The following is a 2,484-nucleotide window of genomic DNA, read 5'->3' as shown; positions in this document are numbered from 1 at the left end:
TGTAAGCGTCAAGTAAAAATGAACACTTTTTGCTAATTAATTCTGAACACTTTCTTCCTTAAAAATGGAAGTTCGATTCTTCATTCTGTAACTATCTTCTTCACGAAATTGAATGACTTCCACTCGATGTAGAATCCTATCCAGAATTGCTGTGGTGATACCTTGATCTCCTAAAAGGTCACCCCAATCGCTTGGGCCTTTATTTGAAGTCAAAATAATGGAAGCTTTATCATGTAGCTCATTAATGAGATGAAAGAAAAGATTGGCTTCTCTTGCATCCATAGCCATGAACATCAGGTCATCAATGATAACTAGATTTGCTTCTCTAATTCGTTTCATTTTGATTTGAGCTTTCCGTGTAATCTCTTCAGCTTTTAAAGTTCGAATAAGCTCCTCCATTGGTATAAACATCACTTTGTACCCTTGATAAATTGCCTCAATCCCTAGTGCTGTTGCCAAATGTGTTTTACCGACACCAGCTGGTCCCAGAAGGACCAGGTTATATAATTGATCAATCCACGTTAACTCGCTAAGCTGATTCATTTGTTTTTGGCTAAGAGTTTGTTGCTCTTTAAGTTGATACATCTCTAGTGTCGTATGGGCAGGAAATGCTGCCCACTTCAGATGTCGTTCGATTTGCTTTTCTTCACGCTTCTTCAATTCATAAGAAGCTAATTCTTTTAAAAATCCACGATAGGTCCAATCTTCTAATTCGGCCTGACGAATTAAATCTGGAAGGTATTCGGCTGTTTCCGATAACCTTAATGTCTTGAATTGTTGTTGTAATGATTCTAAAGCCATCGTTATTTCACCGCCCCTTCAAGGACCTTAAGGTATAGATCCAAATCTCGTACTTCAGGTTTCATACTATCGTAATCAAACTTTCCTCCATCTTTAATTTGTTTGATGTCGATATCTGTGGCCTTTTTCGATGATTGATGCTGCTTTTCTAAATAAGACACCACATCTTTAAACTCCGTTGCACTATAAAAACCTCTTTCCATACATTCGTTTAGAGCTTCGTCTCTTACATTTGATGAGACACCTTTGACTTTATCTAAAATAATTTTCAACTGGTCACGTATGTACCTTGGGTACTTTGATTGAACCTCTTTTAGATACTCCATAGCCTTATCTTCATCTTTAAAAGCTTCAGAAACAGTAGCCATGTATGAAGTAACGCCCTTGCTCCGATCCCGCCTGTGTTGAGTGTCTTGAATAAGTTCTCCTTTACCATGACATAATTGATGTTCGGCAAGAACAGGTCCATCAGTTGCTTCACGTATTTGAATGATTTTCTCTTCTGTGACAAACACGTACACAGTTTTTCTTTTATCATAAGTCCCTAATGGGACCGAGTAACGGTTGGATTCATATAATACGGTATTGTCCTTTCGCACAGCTCTTGCTATACTTGAATTCATAGGTGAAATAACTATTTTCTTAGTAATCGGCTTGAGGTGTTTCTTTTCGACGGAGAACACTTCGGCCGGTTTCTTTTTTATGGTGTTATGCACTTTGCCATTACCGGTTCTTTTAAGCCAGTTCAAACACTGTTCATTCCAATGGTCAATATTCCGAAATACGCGGTTTTTGGCAAAGTTTTGCTTAATAAATTTGACGCTATTCTCTACTTTTCCTTTACTCTCAGGATCGGCTTTACGACAGACATAGATTTGGAACTTTCTTTCTCTATGGTACTTTTGAAATTCCTCAGTCAAAATAATATCTCCACCGTTTTCACTTACGACAATCAAAGCATCTTGATCATAAACCATTTCTACAGGGATTCCTCCAAAATACTCAAAGGCATGCTCATGTGCACGAATGACATCCCGTGTTGTAAAAGGTCGATCTAGCCATTCTGCATACTTATAACGAGAATGAGAAAGAACAAAACAAATGGCATATACTTTTTGAGTTTGACCATCCCCAGTCTTTTGCTTCGCTTGTCCAAAATCCACTTGAATCTGCTTACCCATCGGTAATTCAGGAATAGCTTCATAAGAACGAGGTGAGAGAACCTTGGGAATATCATATTTTTCCCTGAGTTCTTTAACATAGCTCCGAACTGTGCTTTCCCCAACCGAAAGGTCTGGGTAGCGTTCTTGAAGCCAATCTTGAACTTGAGAACCTGAAAGGTCTGGGTGTTCACTTAACCATGTATGAATCAATAATTCATATTGATCTAACTTACGGGTTCTCCTCCGAGTCGAAGCGATCCACTCAGACATTTCTTCTGGAGACTTTTCTAGATATTTATATACAGTCGTTCGAGAAACACCTAGTTTTCTTGCAATTCTTCTGACTTTAAAACCCTGTTGTTTCATTTGATAGATTTCCATATACATTTTCCACTTTTCCACCTTTGTCCCCTCCAGTTGATAGATGATGAAACTATCATACTACGGAGAGTTATTATTTGATCGAAAAGTGTTCATTTTTATTGAGCAAAAACTGTCTACTTTAGTTTAGCGGTTACAA

Annotated in this window: 2 protein-coding genes; both read right to left on the bottom strand. The window is 38.0% G+C overall.

What is annotated here, in order from left to right:
* Nucleotides 1-36 precede the first annotated feature (36 nt).
* Nucleotides 37-801: an IS21-like element helper ATPase IstB gene (gene istB, locus HNQ41_RS16505; RefSeq protein WP_221301984.1), complete on the bottom strand. Its 765-nt coding sequence runs from the start codon at nucleotides 799-801 to the stop codon at nucleotides 37-39.
* A gap of 2 nt (nucleotides 802-803) precedes the next feature.
* Entirely contained in the window at nucleotides 804-2,366 is a 1,563-nt protein-coding gene (istA, locus tag HNQ41_RS16500; RefSeq protein WP_343043383.1) for an IS21 family transposase, read from the bottom strand.
* Nucleotides 2,367-2,484: the final 118 nt, after the last annotated feature.

Origin of the sequence: Texcoconibacillus texcoconensis (genome assembly GCF_014202575.1) — a bacterium.
Classification (GTDB): domain Bacteria; phylum Bacillota; class Bacilli; order Bacillales; family Salisediminibacteriaceae; genus Texcoconibacillus; species Texcoconibacillus texcoconensis.
This window is presented reverse-complemented; position numbering and strand designations above follow the sequence as displayed.

Bases quoted from the DNA above. Each gene is read 5' to 3' on its own strand.
- istB (WP_221301984.1), bottom strand. From the start codon at position 801: ATGGCTTTAGAATCATTACAACAACAATTCAAGACATTAAGGTTATCG.